Source organism: Leisingera sp. NJS204, from assembly GCF_004123675.1.
GTDB lineage: Bacteria > Pseudomonadota > Alphaproteobacteria > Rhodobacterales > Rhodobacteraceae > Leisingera.
This window is the reverse complement of record NZ_CP035417.1, coordinates 2410241-2429150: the sequence shown is the minus strand read 5'-3', so window position 1 is coordinate 2429150 and position 18910 is coordinate 2410241. Positions and strand designations below refer to the sequence as shown.

The window sequence follows — 18910 nt, the reverse complement described above, 5'->3', positions numbered from 1 at the left end:
AGTCTCGCCCCCGGAACGCCAGCCAGCGCGAACAAGGGGGCAAGCATGGACAAATTCGGTAAAAGTCAGCCGGTGAAACGGGTCGAGGACCTGCGTTTTCTGACCGGCCAGGGGCAGTACATCGAGGATGCGGCCCCAGCGGGTGCCCTGCGCGCCTGGGTATTGCGCAGCCCGGTGGCGCATGGCGTGATCACGGCGCTGAACGTTGAGGACGCCCGCGCAGGTGAAGGCGTTCACGCGGTGATCACCCTGGCGGATCTTGAAGCCGCCGGCCTTGATGTGTCGATGGATGGCACCACAGTGAAGAACCGGGATGGCACCGCCGGCGCCGCGCCGGAACGGCCGATGCTGGCACGGGACCGGGTGCGCTATGTGGGGGAACCGGTGGCGGTGGTCATTGCCGGGACGCTGGACCAGGCCCGTGATGCCGGTGAGCTGATTGAGCTTGATATCGACGATCTGCCTGCGAAGATGGACGTCTTGCCGGGCGGTCAGACGCTGCATTCGGAGGTGCCGGACAACACGGCCTTTGACTGGGGGCTGGGGGATGAGGCCGCAACGGCCGAGGCTTTCCGCACTGCGGCGCATACTGTTGCGCTGCAGGTCGATGACAACCGGATCATCGTCAACTCGATGGAGCCGCGCGGCTGCTTTGCCGAATGGCATGGCGGGCGGCTGCATTTCACCTTTGGCGGGCAGGGGGTCTGGGCGATCAAATCCCAGCTGGCGGCCAAGATGCGTCTGGATGAGGCCGACGTCAAAGTCACGATCCCGGATGTTGGCGGCGGCTTTGGCATGAAGGCTTTTCCCTACCCGGAATATTTCGTTGTCGCCCAGGCCGCCCGCGCGCTGGGCCGCCCGGTGTTCTGGATCGCCGACCGGACCGAGTCGATGCTGAGCGACAACGGCGGCCGCGATCTGACCTCGCTGGCGGAACTGGCCTTTGATGCGGATCTGAAAATCACCGCCTACAGGGTCAGCACCCGTTGCAATCTTGGCGCTTACAATTCGCATTTCGGTCAGCCGATCCAGACCCAGTTGTTCAGCCGGGTGCTGGCGGGCGTCTATGAAATTCAGACCGCCTGGCTGCAGGTGGAGGGGATCTATACCAACACGACGCAAGTGGATGCCTATCGCGGCGCCGGGCGGCCCGAGGCGATCTATGTACTGGAGCGGGCGATGGACCGCGCCGCGCGCGAGCTGGGTGTGGACCCGCTGGAGCTGCGGCGGCGCAACTTTATCAAACCGGCGGCCTTCCCCTATGGCACCGTGACAGGAGAGACCTATGACGTCGGCGACTTCGACAGAGTTCTGAGCCGGGCTGCGGAAGAGGCGGACCTGAAGGGATTCGCTGCCCGCCGCGCCGCGGATGGTAAACGCGGCAAGTACCGGGGCGTTGGGGTCTGTTACTATATCGAAAGCATTTTGGGCGATCCTTCAGAAGGCGCGGAAGTGGAGTTTCTGGAGGGTGGCCGGGTGAATATCTATGTCGGCACGCAAAGCAACGGGCAGGGGCATGAAACCGTCTATGCCCAGTTCCTGGCCGACCAAAGCGGTATACCGGCGGAAAACATCCATGTCATCCAAGGCGACAGTGACCGCATTGCCACGGGCGGCGGCACCGGCGGGTCGCGGTCTGTGACGACACAGGCGAACGCCACACTGGCCGCAGTGGATACGATGATTGCCGCCTTCATCCCCTTCCTGGCGGAGGAGATGGGTGTGGACGAAGAGGCGGTCGGGTTTGACGGCGAAACCTTCCGGGCGCCTGGATCGAACCTGACCCCCACGATGCTGGAAGCGGCAGAGATGGCCCGCGCGCACGGCCGGCTCGATCTGCAGCGTCACGCGGCGCGGGCCCGGCTGCCGGGGCGCTCGTTTCCGAACGGCGCACATATTGCCGAAATTGTTATTGATCCGGAGACTGGGCAATCCGACGTCGTGCGCTACACTGTAGTTGACGATTTTGGTAATTTGATCAACCCGATGCTGGCCGAAGGGCAGGTGCATGGCGGGGTGGCGCAGGGGCTGGGACAGGCCATGCTGGAACATGTTGTCTATGATTCTGACGGACAACTGCTCACAGCTTCGTTCATGGACTATGCCTTGCCGCGGGCCAATGGCGTCCCCATGATTGGTTTTACCTCCGAGCCTGTGCCGTCGACACAGAACCCGATGGGGATGAAAGGCTGCGGCGAGGCAGGCACCGTTGGCGCGCTGGCCGCTGTTGCAAATGCGGTGCAGGACGCGGTCTGGGACTGCGGCGTGCGGCAAGTGGACATGCCGTTCACCCCGCTGAGAGTTTGGGAAGTGCTTAGGGATGTTTCTGAGGCAGCTGAGTAAGAAGGTTCTAGGGTGGCTTGGACGGCCGCTGCGCTCGGAACACTCCGGCGAAACCAAGCTGCGCGGGCCGCATGCCCATGTGATCATCCTGGACGGCACCATGTCGACGCTGGAAGAGGGGCATGAAACCCATGCCGGCCAGCTGTTCCGTCTGTGCCGCGAAATGGGCGGGCAGGTCTCGGTTTTTTATGAATCCGGCGTTCAGTGGAAAGGCTGGGGCAGCGCCCCCGATGTGATGATGGGGCGCGGCATCAACCGCCAGATCCGCCGGGCCTATGGCTATCTCGCTTCGCGTTACCGGCCCGGCGACCGGATTTATCTGTTCGGCTATTCCCGCGGCGCCTATGCGGTGCGTTCGCTGGCGGGGGTGATCGACCGGATCGGCCTGCTGCAGGCAGAACATGCGACCGTGCGCAATATCCGCACCGCCTACCGGCATTACCGTCTGAACGGGCGGTCCAAGACGTCGAGTGCATTTACGGCAGCGCATTGCCACGAAGAAGTCGAGATTGAAATGGTCGGCGCCTGGGACACGGTCAAGGCTTTGGGGCTGCGCCTGCCGCTGCTGTGGCGCTGGGCGGAGAACCGGCACAATTTCCACAACCACCACCTGGGCCACCATGTCAAAAGCGGTTACCACGCGCTGGCGCTGGACGAGACACGCGATGTTTTCAAACCAGTGTTGTGGGATTGCCCAAAGGACTGGGGCGGACATGTGGAGCAGGTCTGGTTCCGCGGCGCCCATGGTGACGTCGGCGGCCAGCTTGGCGGCTATGAGGAAGCCCGGCCCAAGGCCAACGTCTCTTTGGTGTGGATGCTGGAAAAGGCCGAAGACCGCGGCTTGCCGCTGCCGCTGGATTGGCGGATGCGGTTTCCGGTCGATCCCAAGGCGCCGTCTGTTGGCACCTGGCGCGGCTGGGGTAAGATTTTCCTGCTGCGCAGCCGCCGCCGGGTTGGACTGGACGGCAGTGAGCGGTTGCACAGCAGCGTCAGCACCGGCAAAACCCCCGATGGGTCGGCTGGCGGCTGGCTGACCAGGTTCTCCAAGACCTGAAGGGCGGTCCTGACGTTCTCCCGTAAACCGGTAGCGGATGAAACCGGGCGCAGGCGGCGATGTCAATCGGCAGCTGCCCGCCGGTCAAACTCCCGGCGCAGCCGTTTCAGTGACAGCCACACAATCAGTTTGTGGGCCGGCCGGACCGGGATCATGTAAACCCGGCCAAACAGATTATGTGTTTTGACGGAGGACGTCACTGACAGAACACCGCTGCCGGAGGAAACACAGGTCATGACATCCAAATGCCGATCCCGGACCGTGAGAGTCATCACTTCATTCGACAGGGCCTCCACCAGAAAGAAATCCAGCTTGTCGCCCGTTTGCACTGCCTCTTTTGGTGTCCGGGAAATGCCGCCGATGCGTTTAACCCCGAAACATGCGGAAATGGCGTCGCGCAGCCGGAAGGCCAGCTTGATGCCCGGCAATGGCTTTGCGTGCATGATGTTCCAGGCCTCCAGCGGGGTGACAGGCGCCGGCAGAACAACAGATTGGGTATCCAGAAAATCCAGCTCCTTGGCAGGGGCAAGGATTTGAATGCGGGCTGTGGCGGCCCGGCCGAGACTGTTTGGCGGCATGATCAGCCCTCTTTCCGGTCCTGCGGGTGTCTTGCTGGAGCATAGACAGATGAAGGCGGCGGGCAAGCCCGGAAGGCGTTTGCACAATAAGGTCAGCCCGCGGCGACCTTCATCACGCGGCGATCTTCATCACAATGCAGGTGGTGGAGCCGGTGGCATAGAGGCGTCCGTCTTCAATTCCCCGGATTTCGCCATGCGCCACACCGGTGGACCGCCCCACGTGGTCGATGCTGCCGCTGCAGTCGATGGCGGTACCCAGCGGGATCGCCCGCAGGATGTTGATCTTGTATTCCAGCGTTGTGTAGACCGACCCTGCAGGCACCTTGGTCATCACCGCACAGGCCATGGCGCTGTCCAAAAGTGTGCCGTACCAGCCGCCATGCACGGTGCCCATCGGGTTGCAGACGGGAAATTCCGGCGTGCCGCGGAACACAATCCGGCCGTCTTCGACGCTGTGCAAATGATATCCCAGCGTTTCGGCAATCGGCGGGCCGGGCAGGCGGCCGTCCAGGATGCCTTGCATGAAGTCCAGACCGGATATCCGGGTGATCTGTTCCCCTGTCAGCAGGTCGGCGGGTTTTTCAGCATAATACATAGCGCGCGGGTCCTTGGCAGGGGATGTGCCCTCCATTTGAAACCGCGCGCCGGAGCCCGCAAGGCTTACGCCACGTTCTGAAGCGAGACCTTGGGGATGACGCCCAGGGCAAAGCAGACATCCCGGGTCAGTTCAGGGCGGTTCAGCGTGTAGAAATGCAGCTTGTCGACGCCGCCCTCCAGCAGGTCCGAACACAGTTCGGTGCAGATCGCCGTGGCCAGCAATTCCTCGCGGTCATCGCGCAGCGCCTTTTCAAAAGCGTTCTCAACCCAATCCGGGATGATGGTGCCGCAGCGCTTGGCAAAGTTGCGCGCGCCTTTCCAGTTTTCGATCGGCAGGATGCCGGGGGTCAGCTTGCTGCCATCAATCCCGGCCTTTTCGCAGGCATCGCGGAAGCGGAAGAAGGTCTCGGCCTCGAAGAAAAACTGGGTCAGCGCCTCATCCGCGCCTGCGTCCAGCTTGCGCTTCAGCCACTCCACGTCCGCTGCCTGATCCGCAGCTTCCGGGTGGCGGTCCGGGTAGGCGCCGACCTTGATGTTGAAATTGCCGCGCAGCGCCAGCCCTTTGATCAGCTCCACCGAATTGGCAAAACCGTCGGGATGCGGGGTGAATTTGCTTTCGCCCTTGGGCGCATCGCCGCGCAGGGCGACGATCTCGGTCACGCCGGCTTCGGCAAACTGGTCGGCGATCTCCAGCGTTTCGGCCTTGGAAGCATTCACGCAAGTGAGATGCGCAGCCACGTTCAGACCGGAGGATTTGTGCAGTGTCGCCACTGCGTCGCGGGTCAGGGTGCGGGTGGTGCCGCCTGCGCCATAGGTCACGGACACAAACCGCGGGTCCATCGGGGCGAGGACTTGCACGGTGTCCCAAAGCCGGAAGGAGGCTTCGAGATTTTGCGGCGGGAAGAATTCAAAGGAAATCTTGGGCGTCGTCATCTCAGGTCTCTCGCTAGGTTGATTTCAGCTCTTGTTGCATGTGCAGCATTGTGAGACAATTTCATAATCCTCAAGAACAACATGAGCGCGACTAAAGAATGCATATTGAGTTCCGTCACCTCCGCACCATCAAGGCCATCCACGAGGCCGGCGGGCTGGCCCGCGCCGCGGATCAGTTGAACATCACCCAAAGCGCATTGAGCCATCAGGTGAAGGGGCTGGAGGAACAGGCCGGGGTGGAGCTGTTTATCCGCCGGTCCAAGCCAATGAAACTGTCACCGGCGGGCCTGCGCCTGTTGCGGCTGGCCGAACAGGTTTTGCCGCAACTTGCGGCAGCACAAGCGGAATTTTCCTCTTTGCGGGATGGCAGTACCGGGCGGATGCACATCGCCATTGAATGCCACGCCTGTTTTGAATGGCTGTTTCCGGTGCTTGAGGGGTTCCGCAAGAACTGGGGCGATGTGGATGTGGATATCCGCCCCGGCCTGGCCTTTGATGCCTTGCCCGCGCTCCAGAAAGAGGAGGTGGATCTGGTGGTCTCTTCCGATCCCGAGGACATCGCCGGCGTCGAGTTTATTGAGCTGTTTGATTACAATGCTGTGTTTGTTGCATCGGCCCAGCATCCCCTGGCGGAGAAACCGTTTGTCGAGGCTGCGGATTTTATTGGTCAGAACCTGATCACCTACCCGGTGGACAAGACCCGGCTGGATGTGTTCAGCCAGCTGCTGATCCCTGCGGGAGTGGAACCTGCGTCGATCCGCCAGGTTGAGCTGACAGCGGTGATCCTGCTGCTGGTGGCGTCCAACCGCGGTGTGTCGGTGCTGCCGGACTGGGTGGTGCGGGAGGTGAAATACTCGTCGGATTATGTGACCCGGCCGCTGACCAAATCGGGGATCACCCGCAGGCTGTATGCGGCGATCCGGGCGGAGGACCGCGAGAAACCTTACATGCAGGAGCTGATCCGGCTGGCCAAGGTCGAGGCGCGCAAGCTGCAGCATGTTTGACAAGGCGCGGAGCGGCCGGGCGCCGTTCCGGCTTCCGTGCCCGCTCCGCGCGGTTGCGTGATACTGTCAGCGCTGCGCCCGGCCTTAGACCAGTTTGACGATCTGTTTGCCGGTATTGCCGCCCTGCATCATCGACAGAAAGGTCTTGGGGGCGTTTTCCAGCCCTTCGGCGATGTCTTCCAGGTATTTGATATCGCCGCCGGCGATCTTTGGCGCGACCTGCTTCTGGAACTCCGGATAGCGGTCGTAGTGGTTGAAGATGATGAAACCGTTCACCGACAGGAACTGGGTCAGGACCGTGCGCCAGACGGCGGGGGCGGTCAGATCGGTTTCTGCGCTGTTGTACCAGGCGATCATGCCGCAGACCGGGATCCGGCCATGGGGGTTCATCAAGGGCAGCACCGCTTCCAGCACTTTGCCGCCGACGTTCTCATAGTAGATGTCGATGCCATCGGGGCATTCAGCGGCCAGTGCCTCGTTCAGCGCTCCGGCATCCGCATAGGCACGGTGGTCCAGGCAGGCATCAAAGCCGAAGGTCTCAACCGCCAGCTTGCATTTGTCTGCGCCGCCCGCGACACCGACCACGCGCAGGCCTGCCTGTTTCGCCAGCTGCCCGACCATTGACCCCACCGGGCCGGTTGCAGCCGCGACCACCAGGGTTTCACCTGCCTGCGGGCGGCCATAAGCGTCCAAGCCATGCCAAGCGGTAAACCCCGGCATGCCGAGAGCGCCGAGCGCGGTGGTGAGCGGCGCCATCTGCGGGTCCAGCTTGCGGAGCTCTGAGGCGCGGGCGCAGGCATGGCTGGCCCAGCCGAACATACCCAGGGCAAAGTCGCCGGGAGCAAACTCCGGACTGTTTGAGGCAATCACTTCGCCAACACCGCCCGCGGTCATGGTTTCCCCGATTTCGACCGGCGGAGCATAGGATTTGCCCGCGTTCATGCGGCCGCGCATATAGGGGTCCAGCGACATATAATGAACTTTTACAACCACTTCACCTTCGCCGGGTTGGGGCAGGTCCACCGCCTCAAGGCGGAAATTGTCTTCGCTGGCCTGGGCTTCGGGGCGGCTGGCCAGCACGATACGCTGCATCTGGTCGGGCATGGGAATGTTCCTTGATCTGATTGCGTTGGAGTTTGGGCGCCGCAACACAGGAATTCAACCGCCCTGACAGCTGTGACCGGGCGTCAGGCCCGGAACCCTCAATGCGGCAAAGCCCCTTGGCAACTGCGGGCAGGGGGCGTATAGGCACGGTTTGACCGGCATCTCCCCGACGTGACAGGATTCTGCAGACATGATTGGCAGCGCAAACCTCAATGTGATGATCAAGGCCGCCCGCAAGGCCGGCCGTTCCCTGGTGAAAGACTTCCGCGAGGTGGAGAACCTGCAGGTGTCGATGAAAGGTGCCGGCGATTTTGTTTCCAAGGCCGACATCGCCGCTGAAAAGATCATCAAGGACGATCTGCGCAATGCGCGCCCGACCTATGGCTGGCTGGCCGAAGAGGGCGGTGAGGAAGACGGCGAGGATCCGACCCGCCGCTGGATCGTCGATCCGCTGGACGGCACCACCAACTTCCTGCACGGGCTGCCGCACTGGGCGATCTCGATCGCGCTGGAGCATAAGGGCAAGATCGTTGCAGGCGTCGTGTATGACGCTGCCAAGGACGAGATGTTCTTTGCCGAAAAGGGCGCCGGTGCCTGGATGAATGACACCCGTATCCGGGTTTCGGGCCGTCACCGGATGATTGAATCGATTTTTGCCACCGGCGTACCGTTCGGCGGCCGTGCCGATCTGCCGCTGACGCTGCAGGATCTGGCCCGCTTGATGCCCGCCTGCGCCGGTGTGCGCCGCTGGGGTTCTGCCGCGCTGGACATGGCCTATGTGGCCGCAGGCCGTTACGAGGGCTTTTGGGAACGCCGCCTGAACGCCTGGGATCTGGCCGCAGGCATCATCATCGTGAAAGAAGCCGGCGGGTTTGCCGAGGCAATCGACCCCGAAGCGGGCATTATCGATTCCGGTTCTGTGGTGTGCTCGAACGAGCCGATCTTTGATAGCTTCGCCAAGGTGATCCGCGGCTGAATTGCCCGTAAGATTGAGAATATGAAACGCGGCCATTGCGCCGCGTTTTTTGTTTTGTGTGATTGGACGAGGACTGCGCCCGCCTATCGGCCGGGCAAAAGTTATCGCTGATCAGACGGGTGATTTATTCCGTCGTTCCACGGGATCTCGCCATAGGTCTCGGGATGCGTCCGCGGATTAGCGCCCTTGATACAGCCCAGATTGACACCGCATTCCTTGGGATCTGATCGGCGCTGGTGATGGGTGTAGATGCCGCAGGTCTTGCAGAAATAGTGTTTCGCCGTATGGCTGCCCCAGGTGTAGAGGCTGAGGTTTTCTGCCCCTTTCAGCACCTTCAGGCTGGCGGCAATGGCGGTGACTGCAGCCGCCCCGCGGCGGCGGCAGAATGAACAGTCGCAGCGCGCAGCCGAGGCGAGGCCCTCGGGAAACTCTGCTTCAATCTCAACGGCGCCGCAGTGGCAGGTGGCTTTGAGCTGGGGCATTTGGGGTTCCTCTGCTGGACACAGTCTTTTGCAGCCCTACATCCCGGACATCCCGGTCTTCTTCTGGGGGGAGGGGAATCGGGTTAGAGCGGCCTGCATTACTTTTAGATTATTATCACAGCAGGCCGCTTGACGATCAACGGGCGCCTTTTGCAGTTGAACAGCTTCAATCCAAGCACTGGCCAGTTAGGCTTTGCGTTCCGGTTTCAGGTCAGCCTTTCTTGTCTTTGACAGAACAGCTTTTCGTTGCGGCCGTTGCAATCCGGCCTTGGCTTATCGAGCCCGCCAGAGGGGACATCAGTTCCGGCATTTCCTTGATCCGAACTCTTTGCCGTCATTCTACTTCCCCCAAGGTCCCGGATTGCGCTTCTTGCGCGGCAGTTTGGGGATGCGGCTTGCGGAGTATTCATACTCATTTTCAGGATGCGGCGGGGTGCCATGTGTTCGGTCCCAGAACGCCGGGCCGCCGCGGCGCAGCCACAGCGGCAGGCACAGGACCAGACCGACCGCAAAGCCGCCCGCATGGGCCCAGTAGGCGACGCCGCCCTGATCGGGATCAGAGCCAAGCCCGCCGAAGAATTGCATCGCCAGCCAGACACCCAGCATGACAAAGGCGGGGATCGTGAAGATGCGGAAATAGATGATCAGCACCAGCAGGATATCGACCCGTGCCTTGGGATACATCAGAAGGTAGCCGCCCATCACGCCCGCAATTGCGCCGGAGGCACCGATTGTGGGCACCATCGAGCCTGGCGCGGACAGCACATGGATCAGCCCGGCGCCGACACCGCTGGCAAGGTAGAACACAAGAAAGGGCAGGTGGCCCATCTCATCTTCCAGATTGTCGCCGAAGATCCACAGGAACAGCATGTTGCCGCCCAGATGCATCAGCCCTGCGTGGATGAACATAGAGGTGAACAGGGTCTCGAACCCGTAGCCGTGGCTGATCTCGGCCGGCACCACCGCATAGGCGTCATAGAAATAGGCGAGCGCGCGGGGGCTGGCATAGCTGGCCGTGTAGTAGACATAGGCCAGGATATTCGCCGCCATCAGCGCATAGACGACATAGGGCTTGCGCCCGGACGGGTTGTGGTCGCGGATCGGAAACATGGGGGAACGCTGGGCCGGAAACGGCCCAGCGTCAAGCACTTATCGGGCGCAGCTCAGGCGTTGCCGCCCAGCAGATCCGCATTGCCGCCTGATGCGGTGGTATCGACGCAGACGTGGCGTTCAGCCAGGACTCGGGCGCGGTCGGGCTTGCCCGGGATCAGCGGGATGATCGGGCCGTCGCGCTTGGCCAGCCACTGTTCGATCTCGCGGCCTGTCGCCTCGTCGCCCCACCACAGCACGCCGGCAATTCCCTGGATCGCCTCCAGCCGGTGCAGGTCGAACATGCCATGCGCCTCAATCGCGGTGCCGCCGAGGCTGATCACCTCTTTGGCCTGTTCCGCCGCAGCCTCGGGCCCCGGTCCCATGCACAACAGCGGCGGACGGGCCGAGACGGTCAGGCGGTTCGATTCCCCGGTCGGGCCGGGCAGGGAGGTGGTCACGCCGCGCGCAGGCACGCCGCTTTCCCCGGGCAGTTCGGCAAAGGTCGTCTCCCACACCGCGTTGCTTTGCTGCCGGTCCGGCGCGCAGAAACGGCTGAGGTAATAGGGGCCGCCGGCCTTGGGGCCGGTGCCGGACAGACCCTCGCCGCCGAACGGCTGGCTGCCGACAATGGCGCCGATCTGGTTGCGGTTCACATAGATGTTGCCCGCATGGACCCGGTCGCAGACATGCTGCACCCGGTCGTCGATACGGGTGTGCAACCCGAAGGTCAGCCCGTAACCGGTTGCATTGATGTCTGAAATCACCTGATCCAACTGTTGGGATTTGAACCGGACCACATGCAGGACGGGGCCAAAGATCTCTTCCTCCAGTGCGCCGATGCCGGGGATTTCGATCATGGTGGGCGCCACAAAGGTGCCGCCTTGCGGCGCGCGCATTTCCTTCAGCACCCGGCCCTCAGCGCGGGCCTTGGCGACATGGGCAAGGATGCCTGCGCGGGCGCCTTCGTCTATCACCGGACCGCTGTCAGTCGACAGATGCCAGGGATCATCCAGATGCAGGCAGTCCATCGCCCCTTTCAGCATCTTCAGCACGGTGTCGGCGATGTCCTCCTGCAGGTAAAGGCAGCGCAGCGCCGAGCAGCGCTGGCCGGCCGATTGGAAGGCGCTTTCGATCACAGCTTGCACTGTCTGTTCCGGCAGCGCGGTTGAATCGACAATCATCGCGTTCAGACCGCCGGTTTCCGCAATCAGCGGCGCGCCGGGCTGCAGGTTGTCGGCCATCGCCTTGCGGATACGCATCGCTGTTGCGGTGGAGCCGGTGAAGGCAACGCCATTGACCCGCGGGTCCGATGTGATGGCGGCACCAACCACGCTGCCACGGCCCGGCACCAGCTGCATGGCTGCGCGCGGCACGCCAGCCTCATGCATCAGTTGCACGGCGCGGTGGGCGATCAGCGGCGTTTGGTCGGCGGGTTTGGCCAGCACAGCGTTGCCGGCGGCAAGTGCTGCCGCAACCTGTCCGGTGAAGATCGCCAGCGGGAAGTTCCAGGGTGAAATACAGGTGAAAATGCCTGCAGGCGGCGCATCAGAATTGCGCGCCGCATAGTAACGCAGGAAATCCACCGCCTCGCGCAGTTCGGCCACAGCATCGGGGATGGTCTTGCCGGCCTCACGGGCGAGGATGGCGAACAGCTCGCCAAAATTTTCCTCATAGAGGTCGGCAGCCTTGTTCAGGATCGCGGTGCGTTCTGCTGCAGGCGCGTCCCAAGGGTCGGCCAGCGCCAGCGCCAGTTCGACATCCTCGGGGCTGCACTGGCTGACGGTGCCGGTCACACTCAGGTCGGCGGGGTTGGTCACATCTTTGGCAGTCTCAGGCCGGGCATCGCCTGCCAGCAGCGGTCCGGCCTGCCATTGATGGGTCCGCCAGGGCGCGCGGGCTTTTTCAATAGCGGCCAGCGTCGGCGCGTGACCCAGGTCGAAGCCTTTGGAATTCGGGCGCTCGGGCGCGTACAGCTCAGGCCCGGTCGGGATCTTGCGGCTGATATCGGCAACTGCCGCGAAAGGGTCCGCGGCCACGACATCGGGAGAGACATTCTCGTCCACGATCTGGTTCACGAAGGAGCTATTGGCGCCGTTTTCCAGCAGGCGGCGTACCAGATAGGCCAATAGATCCCGGTGCGCGCCAACAGGCGCATAAATCCGGCAGTTGGTCTTGTTCTGCTCCAGCACCATCTGGTGCAGGGTTTCGCCCATCCCGTGCAGGCGCTGGAATTCGTAGGTTGCGTTGTCCTTGTCCGCGGCCATATGCAGGATGGCGGCAACAGTATGGGCATTGTGAGTTGCGAACTGCGGATAAATCCGGTCCGTCATCCCAAGCAATTTGCGGGCGTTGGAAATATAGGACACATCAGTCAGCGCCTTGTTGGTGAACACCGGGAAGCCATCGACGCCTTCGACTTGCGCCTGCTTGATCTCGGTATCCCAATAAGCGCCTTTCACCAGCCGCACCATGAAACGGCGGTCGTATTTCTCAGCCATTTCATGCAGTGCGTCGATGGCCAGTCCGGTGCGCGGCCCATAGGCCTGCACCACCACGCCAAACCCGTCCCAGCCGGCCAGAGAGGGGTCCGAGACCACGGCGCCGATCACCTCCAGCGACAGCGACAGGCGGTCGGCCTCCTCGGCGTCGATGTTAAGGCCCATTTTCGCGGCTTTGGCCAGCAGCGCCAGCGCCTTCAGCCGCGGCACCAGATGCTCCATCACGCTGCTTTCCTGCGCCAGCTCGTAACGCGGGTGCAGCGCGGAAAGCTTCACCGAAATGCCGGGATTCTTACGGATGTCGTCGCTATTGCAGGCAGCGGCAATTGCCGAGATCGCCTTGGAATAGGACAGGTGATAGCGGGCTGCGTCAGCCTCGGTGCGGGCGGCCTCGCCCAGCATGTCGTAGGAGTAGGTATAGCCTTTGGCTTCCATCCCGGCGGCGCGGTCCATGGCGCTTTCGATGGTCTCGCCCAGCACAAACTGGCGGCCCATTTCCTTCATCGCGCGGCTTACGGCGGTGCGGATCACCGGCTCGCCCAGACGCTTGATGGCGCCGCGCAGCGCCCCGATGGGGCTGCGATCCTCGTCCAGCACCTTGCCGGTCAGCATCAAGGCCCAGGTTGAGGCATTGACCAGCGAAGACGTTGACTTGCCCAGATGCTTGCCCCAGTCGGAGGGCGCGATCTTGTCCTCGATCAGCGCATCAATGGTGTCGGCATCGGGCACCCGCAGCAGCGCCTCAGCGAGGCACATCAGCGCGACCCCTTCATCTGTCGATAACCCGTATTCGGCCAGGAACACCTCCATAAGGCCCGGCGCCGAATGGCCGCGGATATCGCGCACCAGGGCAGCAGCACTGGAACTGATCCGGACACGGTCGGCGTCAGACAGGGCCGCCTGGGCAATCAGCTGGTCACGCACCGCGGTTTGGTCGGCATAGGTGCCGGCATCGATCCGGTAGCGCAGTTTTGGTTGGGTGGTCATGCGGGGAACTCCACAAAAGGGTGTGCAGGGCTTTTGCTTAAGATACACCCTTTCCGGCGGGACAATCGCCTAAAAATGGGGGATACTTAGGCGAAAGCATGAAAAATACGAAAGGTAGAAGTGCAGATGGACTTTCCTGAACTGGATCGGTTCGACCGGGCGATTCTGAATGTGTTGAGCGAGGACGGCCGGATTTCCATTGCCGATCTGGCCCGCAAAATCGGCCTGTCGAAAACACCCACCCAGACCCGGCTCAGGCGGCTGGAGGCGGAAGGCATCATTACCGGTTACCGCGCCCTGGTGGATCCGATCCGGCTGGGACTGGATCACGTCGCCTTTGTCGAGGTGAAGCTGGACGACACCCGCGAGGCGGCGCTGGTCAAGTTCAACGCGGCGGTGGCGAAACTGCCGGAGATCGAACAGGCCTATATGATGGCGTCGCATTTCGACTACCTGCTGAAGGTGCGGACCCGCTCGATGACCGATTACCGGGCAGTGCTGGGGGAAAAGATTTCCTCGCTGCCGCATGTCGCCTCAACCTCGACCTATGTGGCGATGGAAGCGGTAAAGGAAGACGGTGCATTGGCGCCTTTGTAAGGCAGAAGGAATGCGCGCACGCGCAGTTGACTTGATTGAATGCCAAAATATGGCAGCATGGGGTATGTATTTTGCCTTGCTTCGCGCCCCTCAAAATCTTGCATGCGCCGCAGCGCTCTTTCTGACTTTGGGTCTGACGGATCCGGTGCAGGCGTCCGATTGTCCGGCAGCGCCAGACCACAGCGCCCGGCTGGACGGGCTGCTGCACGAGGTACAGAAGGCCGGCACCGAGGATCAGGCGCGCGAAATTGCCAACCGGATGTGGGAGTTCTGGGCCGACGCGCCGGATGCGCAGGCTCAGGCGATGCTTGACCGCGGGATGACAAGGCGCACGTCCTTTGATTTTCTGGGGGCTTTGGAGGATTTCGATCAGCTGATCGCCTACTGCCCGGATTATGCCGAGGGCTACAACCAGCGCGCCTTTGTGCATTACCTGCGCCGGGATTTTGCCGCTGCCCTTCGTGATCTGGACCGGGCGCTGCATCTGTCGCCCCGCCATATTGCCGCGATGAGCGGTCGGGCACTGTCGCTCTACGGCCTGTCGCGGCTGGAGGAAGCACGCGCAGCTCTGGCCGAGGCGCTGGCGTTGAACCCCTGGCTGCCAGAGCGTTATCTGGCTGACCCGGGCGGGCCATTGGCACCTGCAGGGGCGGGGGATACGGAATTGTAGCGGCGCCAGCACCGCGGGAAAAATTCCAGCAAAACGCTGAAAACCGATTGTCCGCATGAATTCAGAAGGCTAGACCTGCTGCAAAGGCGCCGCTTGGCAGCGCCCTGTGCGGACGTGGTGGAATGGTAGACACCGGAGACTTAAAATCTCCTGGCCTTATGGCCGTGCGGGTTCGAGTCCCGCCGTCCGCACCATTATACTTTCAGATGAAAAAATCCCAAAAACTCAAATATTACAGGTGCTTGCGGAGTTCGAGCGCCGTTTTGACGGTCGTAGGCCAAGGGTGCTTTGAATGCGGTTTTGAGGATGGTTTTCTTCACTGCCAGTGGCCCGTTATCGTATATATTCCAAGGGTTTGACAGGAAGTTACGCAATAGCTCGAAAATGCGCACCCGGACGCTTGCTGCTCATTGCTCTGCGAAACATCGCAAACACTCTGGCAAACAGCGCCAAGCTCAGGATCAGCAGAGGACCGCGATTGGCAGAGGATCGCACGGTCATGCTCCGGATACACAAGCCGGGCAGGGGACGGCACTGCAAAATACGCAAGGTCCCAAGCAGAGCCGGGGTATTGCCAGCGCAGCCCGGCATCCCCTGTTAACAAGATACTCTTTACATCGAAACGGCCCCGGGAACCGGAGCATGACCGTGTATTAACGATATCTTTACTTGGACTGTTTATCCATTCAGGTTTTCCTGACCTTAGGTAAACCTGTACCGGGCAGCGGCAATTCGGCCATTGACGCGCCGCTGCGGCGGGAACAGTCTCGGCGCATGACCACAGCCCTGAACATCTCCCGCATTCCCCGCCCTTTTGATCCCGGCCTTGGCGCCGAGGCGCGCAGCCTGGTGCCGGAACTGTCCGGCGCGTTTGCTGAACTGGTGGCAGGCGCCTGCGGTTCCAGCCCGTATCTTAAGGAGCTGACCGCGCGCGAGGCGGCCTGGCTGCCGCAGGCGCTGCAGGATCCTGATGCCGCGCTGGCGGCGGTCTTTGCAGACTGCCGGGCGCTCGAAGGCAGCGGGCTGAAACCGGGCTTGCGCCAGGCCAAACGGCGGCTGGCGCTGCTGACGGCGCTGTGCGATCTCAGCGGCGGCTGGAGCCTGGAACAGGTGACCGGGGCGCTGACGGAATTCGGGGCGCTGTGTGCAGACGTCGCCATAAAATCCGAAATCGCCAACCTGATCCGCCGCAAGAAACTGCCGGGCCTGACCGGGGATGATGTGGAAACCGCAGGCGGGCTTACTATTCTGGCGATGGGTAAAATGGGCGCGCATGAGCTGAACTACAGCTCTGACATCGACCTCATCTGCCTGTTCGATGAAACCCGGTTCGACCCGGATGACTTCTTTGAGGCGCGTCAGGGCATGGTGCGCGCAACCAAGAACATGTGCGCCATCCTCAGCGACCGCACCGGCGACGGCTATGTGTTCCGCACCGACCTGCGTCTGCGCCCGGATCCGGCGGTCACCCCTGTCTGCCTGGCGATGGAAGCGGCAGAGCGTTACTACGAAAGCCTGGGCCGAACCTGGGAACGCGCCGCCTACATCAAGGCACGCCCCTGTGCGGGCGACATCGCGGCGGGAGAGCGGTTCCTGACCACCCTGCGGCCCTTTATCTGGCGCCGTCACCTGGATTTCGCAGCCATCCAGGACGCCCATGACATCCGCCTGCGCATCCGCGAGAACAAGGGCACCGGCGGCGCCCTGCATGTGCCGGGCCACGATATGAAACTGGGCCGCGGCGGTATCCGCGAGATTGAGTTCTTTACCCAGACCCGCCAACTGATCGCCGGCGGGCGCGACGAAGCCTTGCGCCTGCGCGGCACCGTCGAGGGGCTGGCCGCCCTTGCAGACAAGGGCTGGGTGCCGCCGGGCACCGCTGAAACCTTGTCCGCCCATTACCGCGCCCACCGCGAGGTCGAGCACCGCATTCAGATGGTGCATGACGCGCAAACCCACCAGATGCCCAAATCCGAGGACGGCATTGCCCGTATCGCCTGCCTGATGGACTGCGATCCGGCGGAGCTGACAGCACAAATCAGGGACCGGCTGACCGAAGTGCATGAGCTGACCGAGGGGTTCTTCTCGCCCGGCGGCACGCCGACCGCAGCTGACACCGCAAAGGACACCGCCAATCTGGACGGCGCCATCATCGCCCGTTGGCCGACTTATCCGGCGCTGCGCTCCTCCCGCGGGGCGCGGATATTTGAGCGGCTGAAACCGGAGCTGCTGTCGCGCGTTGCCAAAACCGCCAAACCGGCCGAGACCCTGGTGGCGCTGGACGGTTTCCTGTCCGGGCTGCCGGCCGGGGTGCAGCTGTTCTCGCTGTTCGGCGCCAACCCGCAGCTGATCGATCTGCTGGTGGATATCGCCGGCACCTCGCGCGAGCTGGCCAGTTTCCTGTCCCGCAATTCCGGGGTGTTTGATGCGGTGATCGGCGGTTCCTTCTTTGATCCCTGGCCAGGGGCAGAGCAGCTGCGGGCGGAACTGAAAAAGCGGCTGGCGCAGGAAGGCGACTATGAGGCCCGGCTTGATGCCACCCGCCGCTGGTGCAAGGAATGGCACTTCCGCATCGGCGTGCATCACCTGCGCGGGCTGATCGACGGCCATCGGGCGGGTGTCCAATACGCCGAATTGGCCGAGGTGGTGATTGCCGGCCTCGCTCCGGTAGTGGTGGCGCAGTTTTCCCGCAAGCACGGCCCCCCGCCGGGACGCGGCGCGGCGGTTCTGGCCATGGGATCGCTGGGGGCAGGGCAGATCAATTCGCAATCCGATCTCGACATGATCGTGATCTATGACCCGGGCGATGCGGATATGTCCGAGGGTAAGCGCCCGCTGGCCACGCGGCCCTATTTCGCCCGGCTGACCCAGGCCTTTGTCACTGCGCTTTCGGCGCCGATGGCGCAGGGCAAGCTTTACGAGGTCGACATGCGCCTGCGGCCTTCGGGCAATCAGGGTCCGGTGGCGGTCAGCCTGGCCGGTTTTACCAACTACCAGCAGAACGAGGCCTGGGTGTGGGAGCATTTGGCGCTGACCCGGGCGCGGGTGGTTGCGGGCGAGACCGCCCTTGCCGCCGAAATCGAAACCTTCCGCGCCGCTTTCCTGGCCCAGCCGCGGAATCTGGCCAAGGTGCTGCAGGAGGTGTCGGAAATGCGCGTGCGGCTGGCCGCCGCCAAGGCGCCATCAGGTCTGTGGGACGCCAAAAACGGCGCCGGCCGGATGATGGATATCGAGCTTTTGTCGCAAGCCGGCGCGCTTACTTCCGACTCGGTGGCGCGCGATGTGGCTTCCGGCCTGCTGGGTGCTGTCGCTGCCGGATGGCTGAATGACGCGGATGCAGAATACCTGACCGCCAGTTACCGGCTATTCTGGTCGGTGCAAAGTGCCGCGCGGCTGCTTTCCGGCAAAGCCATCGAGGCGGAGACGATCGGGGAGGGCGGTGCGCAGTTCCTCTGCCGCACCACCGGATACGCCCGGCTGGATGCGCTGGAGCAGGAGCTGCAGACCCGTTACAAACGCTGTGCGGCGCTGATTGCAGAGGCCTTGGAAAGGGATGGGGCGGATGAAGGGCAGCACTGAACAGGACCCGCGCGGTCTGATCTACGAATCCTACCGGATCGACGGCATTACGGACGCGCAATGCCGCAGCATTTTCTTTGACTGGGCGTTGGGCATGGACGCTACCCGCGACAGCCGGAAAGATATCAACGCATTGCTGGAGATGTACGGCAACGCAGATCCGGACCATCCGATGACTGCAGTGCTGCGCGACGGGCTGGAAGGCAGCGCCACACCGCGCCGCCGCGGCGGCTGGCGTTCGCGCGCGCGCTGATAGCAGCGACGGGGCAGGCCGGGGCAATCGTTGACCGGTCATAAACATTCGTTAATTTTTCGCTAAATTGGACTTAAATTGTCCCAATTCTGCCCCGATTGACACGCATCCTGCTGTTGAACCCGCCTTCCGGTCCCTGATCCGGCGGCTTGAAAACGGTAAG

At 62.6% G+C, this 18910-nt stretch carries 15 protein-coding genes and 1 tRNA gene; 9 read left to right on the top strand and 7 right to left on the bottom strand.

Annotation, left to right across the window (positions count from 1 at the left end; genetic code table 11):
* Nucleotides 1-45 precede the first annotated feature (45 nt).
* Nucleotides 46-2343: a xanthine dehydrogenase family protein molybdopterin-binding subunit gene (locus tag ETW24_RS11900; RefSeq protein ID WP_129371251.1), complete on the top strand. Its 2298-nt coding sequence runs from the start codon at nucleotides 46-48 to the stop codon at nucleotides 2341-2343.
* Nucleotides 2321-3397: a DUF2235 domain-containing protein gene (locus tag ETW24_RS11895; protein WP_129371250.1), complete on the top strand. Its 1077-nt coding sequence runs from the start codon at nucleotides 2321-2323 to the stop codon at nucleotides 3395-3397. Before ETW24_RS11900 ends, ETW24_RS11895 begins: the two co-directional genes overlap by 23 nt.
* A gap of 62 nt (nucleotides 3398-3459) precedes the next feature.
* On the opposite strand, the gene ETW24_RS11890 is transcribed toward ETW24_RS11895, so the two are convergent.
* From ETW24_RS11890 to metF, 3 genes are all read right to left on the bottom strand, one after another.
* On the bottom strand, nucleotides 3460-3975 hold the full coding sequence (locus tag ETW24_RS11890) for a DUF2867 domain-containing protein (protein ID WP_129371249.1): 516 nt from the start codon (nucleotides 3973-3975) through the stop codon (nucleotides 3460-3462).
* Between the two features lie 112 nt (nucleotides 3976-4087).
* Nucleotides 4088-4570 carry a PaaI family thioesterase gene (locus ETW24_RS11885; RefSeq protein WP_129371248.1) on the bottom strand — a complete coding sequence of 161 codons (483 nt, stop codon included), beginning with the start codon at nucleotides 4568-4570 and terminating at the stop codon, nucleotides 4088-4090.
* A 65-nt stretch (nucleotides 4571-4635) separates the two neighbouring features.
* On the bottom strand, nucleotides 4636-5505 hold the full coding sequence (metF, locus tag ETW24_RS11880; protein ID WP_129371247.1) for a methylenetetrahydrofolate reductase [NAD(P)H]: 870 nt from the start codon (nucleotides 5503-5505) through the stop codon (nucleotides 4636-4638).
* Between the two features lie 98 nt (nucleotides 5506-5603).
* Here metF and ETW24_RS11875 point away from each other — a divergent pair, with 98 nt between their 5' ends.
* The gene (locus ETW24_RS11875; protein WP_129371246.1) at nucleotides 5604-6509 is read left to right on the top strand and encodes a LysR family transcriptional regulator; all 906 of its coding nucleotides are present in this window, start codon (nucleotides 5604-5606) and stop codon (nucleotides 6507-6509) included.
* Between the two features lie 84 nt (nucleotides 6510-6593).
* Here ETW24_RS11875 and ETW24_RS11870 read toward each other — a convergent pair whose 3' ends face one another.
* Entirely contained in the window at nucleotides 6594-7613 is a 1020-nt protein-coding gene (locus ETW24_RS11870) for an NADP-dependent oxidoreductase (protein WP_129371245.1), read from the bottom strand.
* 190 nt (nucleotides 7614-7803) lie between these two features.
* Between ETW24_RS11870 and ETW24_RS11865 the strand changes: the two genes are divergently transcribed.
* Nucleotides 7804-8589, top strand: a complete 786-nt coding sequence (locus ETW24_RS11865) for an inositol monophosphatase family protein (protein ID WP_129371244.1) — start codon at nucleotides 7804-7806, stop codon at nucleotides 8587-8589.
* A gap of 101 nt (nucleotides 8590-8690) precedes the next feature.
* On the opposite strand, the gene ETW24_RS11860 is transcribed toward ETW24_RS11865, so the two are convergent.
* From ETW24_RS11860 to putA, 3 genes are all read right to left on the bottom strand, one after another.
* Nucleotides 8691-9071 (bottom strand): GFA family protein, encoded by a 381-nt coding sequence (locus ETW24_RS11860; RefSeq protein ID WP_129371243.1) that lies wholly within the window; start codon nucleotides 9069-9071, stop codon nucleotides 8691-8693.
* 339 nt (nucleotides 9072-9410) lie between these two features.
* The gene (locus tag ETW24_RS11855; RefSeq protein WP_129371242.1) at nucleotides 9411-10181 is read right to left on the bottom strand and encodes a rhomboid family intramembrane serine protease; all 771 of its coding nucleotides are present in this window, start codon (nucleotides 10179-10181) and stop codon (nucleotides 9411-9413) included.
* 53 nt (nucleotides 10182-10234) lie between these two features.
* On the bottom strand, nucleotides 10235-13648 hold the full coding sequence (gene putA, locus ETW24_RS11850) for a bifunctional proline dehydrogenase/L-glutamate gamma-semialdehyde dehydrogenase PutA (protein ID WP_129371241.1): 3414 nt from the start codon (nucleotides 13646-13648) through the stop codon (nucleotides 10235-10237).
* A 126-nt stretch (nucleotides 13649-13774) separates the two neighbouring features.
* On the opposite strand from putA, the gene ETW24_RS11845 reads away from it, so the two are divergent.
* The 5 genes from ETW24_RS11845 to ETW24_RS11825 all read left to right on the top strand — a co-directional run bounded on the left by ETW24_RS11845 (nucleotide 13775) and on the right by ETW24_RS11825 (nucleotide 18747).
* A complete protein-coding gene (locus tag ETW24_RS11845; RefSeq protein ID WP_129371240.1) occupies nucleotides 13775-14245 on the top strand; it encodes an Lrp/AsnC family transcriptional regulator in 471 nt (156 codons plus the stop codon).
* Between the two features lie 49 nt (nucleotides 14246-14294).
* Nucleotides 14295-14915 (top strand): tetratricopeptide repeat protein, encoded by a 621-nt coding sequence (locus tag ETW24_RS11840; RefSeq protein ID WP_254695603.1) that lies wholly within the window; start codon nucleotides 14295-14297, stop codon nucleotides 14913-14915.
* A 108-nt stretch (nucleotides 14916-15023) separates the two neighbouring features.
* A tRNA-Leu gene (locus ETW24_RS11835) sits at nucleotides 15024-15109 on the top strand.
* A gap of 580 nt (nucleotides 15110-15689) precedes the next feature.
* The gene (locus ETW24_RS11830; protein ID WP_129371239.1) at nucleotides 15690-18494 is read left to right on the top strand and encodes a glutamine-synthetase adenylyltransferase; all 2805 of its coding nucleotides are present in this window, start codon (nucleotides 15690-15692) and stop codon (nucleotides 18492-18494) included.
* Complete coding sequence (locus ETW24_RS11825; RefSeq protein ID WP_129371238.1) at nucleotides 18478-18747, top strand: hypothetical protein; 270 nt, start codon at nucleotides 18478-18480, stop codon at nucleotides 18745-18747. The genes ETW24_RS11830 and ETW24_RS11825 overlap by 17 nt, the downstream gene beginning before the upstream one ends.
* The last annotated feature ends 163 nt before the right edge of the window (nucleotides 18748-18910 follow it).

Bases quoted from the DNA above. Each gene is read 5' to 3' on its own strand.
- ETW24_RS11900 (WP_129371251.1), top strand. From the start codon at position 46: ATGGACAAATTCGGTAAAAGTCAGCCGGTGAAACGGGTCGAGGACCTG.
- ETW24_RS11895 (WP_129371250.1), top strand. From the start codon at position 2,321: ATGTTTCTGAGGCAGCTGAGTAAGAAGGTTCTAGGGTGGCTTGGACGG.
- ETW24_RS11890 (WP_129371249.1), bottom strand. From the start codon at position 3,975: ATGCCGCCAAACAGTCTCGGCCGGGCCGCCACAGCCCGCATTCAAATC.
- ETW24_RS11885 (WP_129371248.1), bottom strand. From the start codon at position 4,570: ATGTATTATGCTGAAAAACCCGCCGACCTGCTGACAGGGGAACAGATC.
- metF (WP_129371247.1), bottom strand. From the start codon at position 5,505: ATGACGACGCCCAAGATTTCCTTTGAATTCTTCCCGCCGCAAAATCTC.
- ETW24_RS11875 (WP_129371246.1), top strand. From the start codon at position 5,604: ATGCATATTGAGTTCCGTCACCTCCGCACCATCAAGGCCATCCACGAG.
- ETW24_RS11870 (WP_129371245.1), bottom strand. From the start codon at position 7,613: ATGCCCGACCAGATGCAGCGTATCGTGCTGGCCAGCCGCCCCGAAGCC.
- ETW24_RS11865 (WP_129371244.1), top strand. From the start codon at position 7,804: ATGATTGGCAGCGCAAACCTCAATGTGATGATCAAGGCCGCCCGCAAG.
- ETW24_RS11860 (WP_129371243.1), bottom strand. From the start codon at position 9,071: ATGCCCCAGCTCAAAGCCACCTGCCACTGCGGCGCCGTTGAGATTGAA.
- ETW24_RS11855 (WP_129371242.1), bottom strand. From the start codon at position 10,181: ATGTTTCCGATCCGCGACCACAACCCGTCCGGGCGCAAGCCCTATGTC.
- putA (WP_129371241.1), bottom strand. From the start codon at position 13,648: ATGACCACCCAACCAAAACTGCGCTACCGGATCGATGCCGGCACCTAT.
- ETW24_RS11845 (WP_129371240.1), top strand. From the start codon at position 13,775: ATGGACTTTCCTGAACTGGATCGGTTCGACCGGGCGATTCTGAATGTG.
- ETW24_RS11840 (WP_254695603.1), top strand. From the start codon at position 14,295: ATGGCAGCATGGGGTATGTATTTTGCCTTGCTTCGCGCCCCTCAAAAT.
- ETW24_RS11830 (WP_129371239.1), top strand. From the start codon at position 15,690: ATGACCACAGCCCTGAACATCTCCCGCATTCCCCGCCCTTTTGATCCC.
- ETW24_RS11825 (WP_129371238.1), top strand. From the start codon at position 18,478: ATGAAGGGCAGCACTGAACAGGACCCGCGCGGTCTGATCTACGAATCC.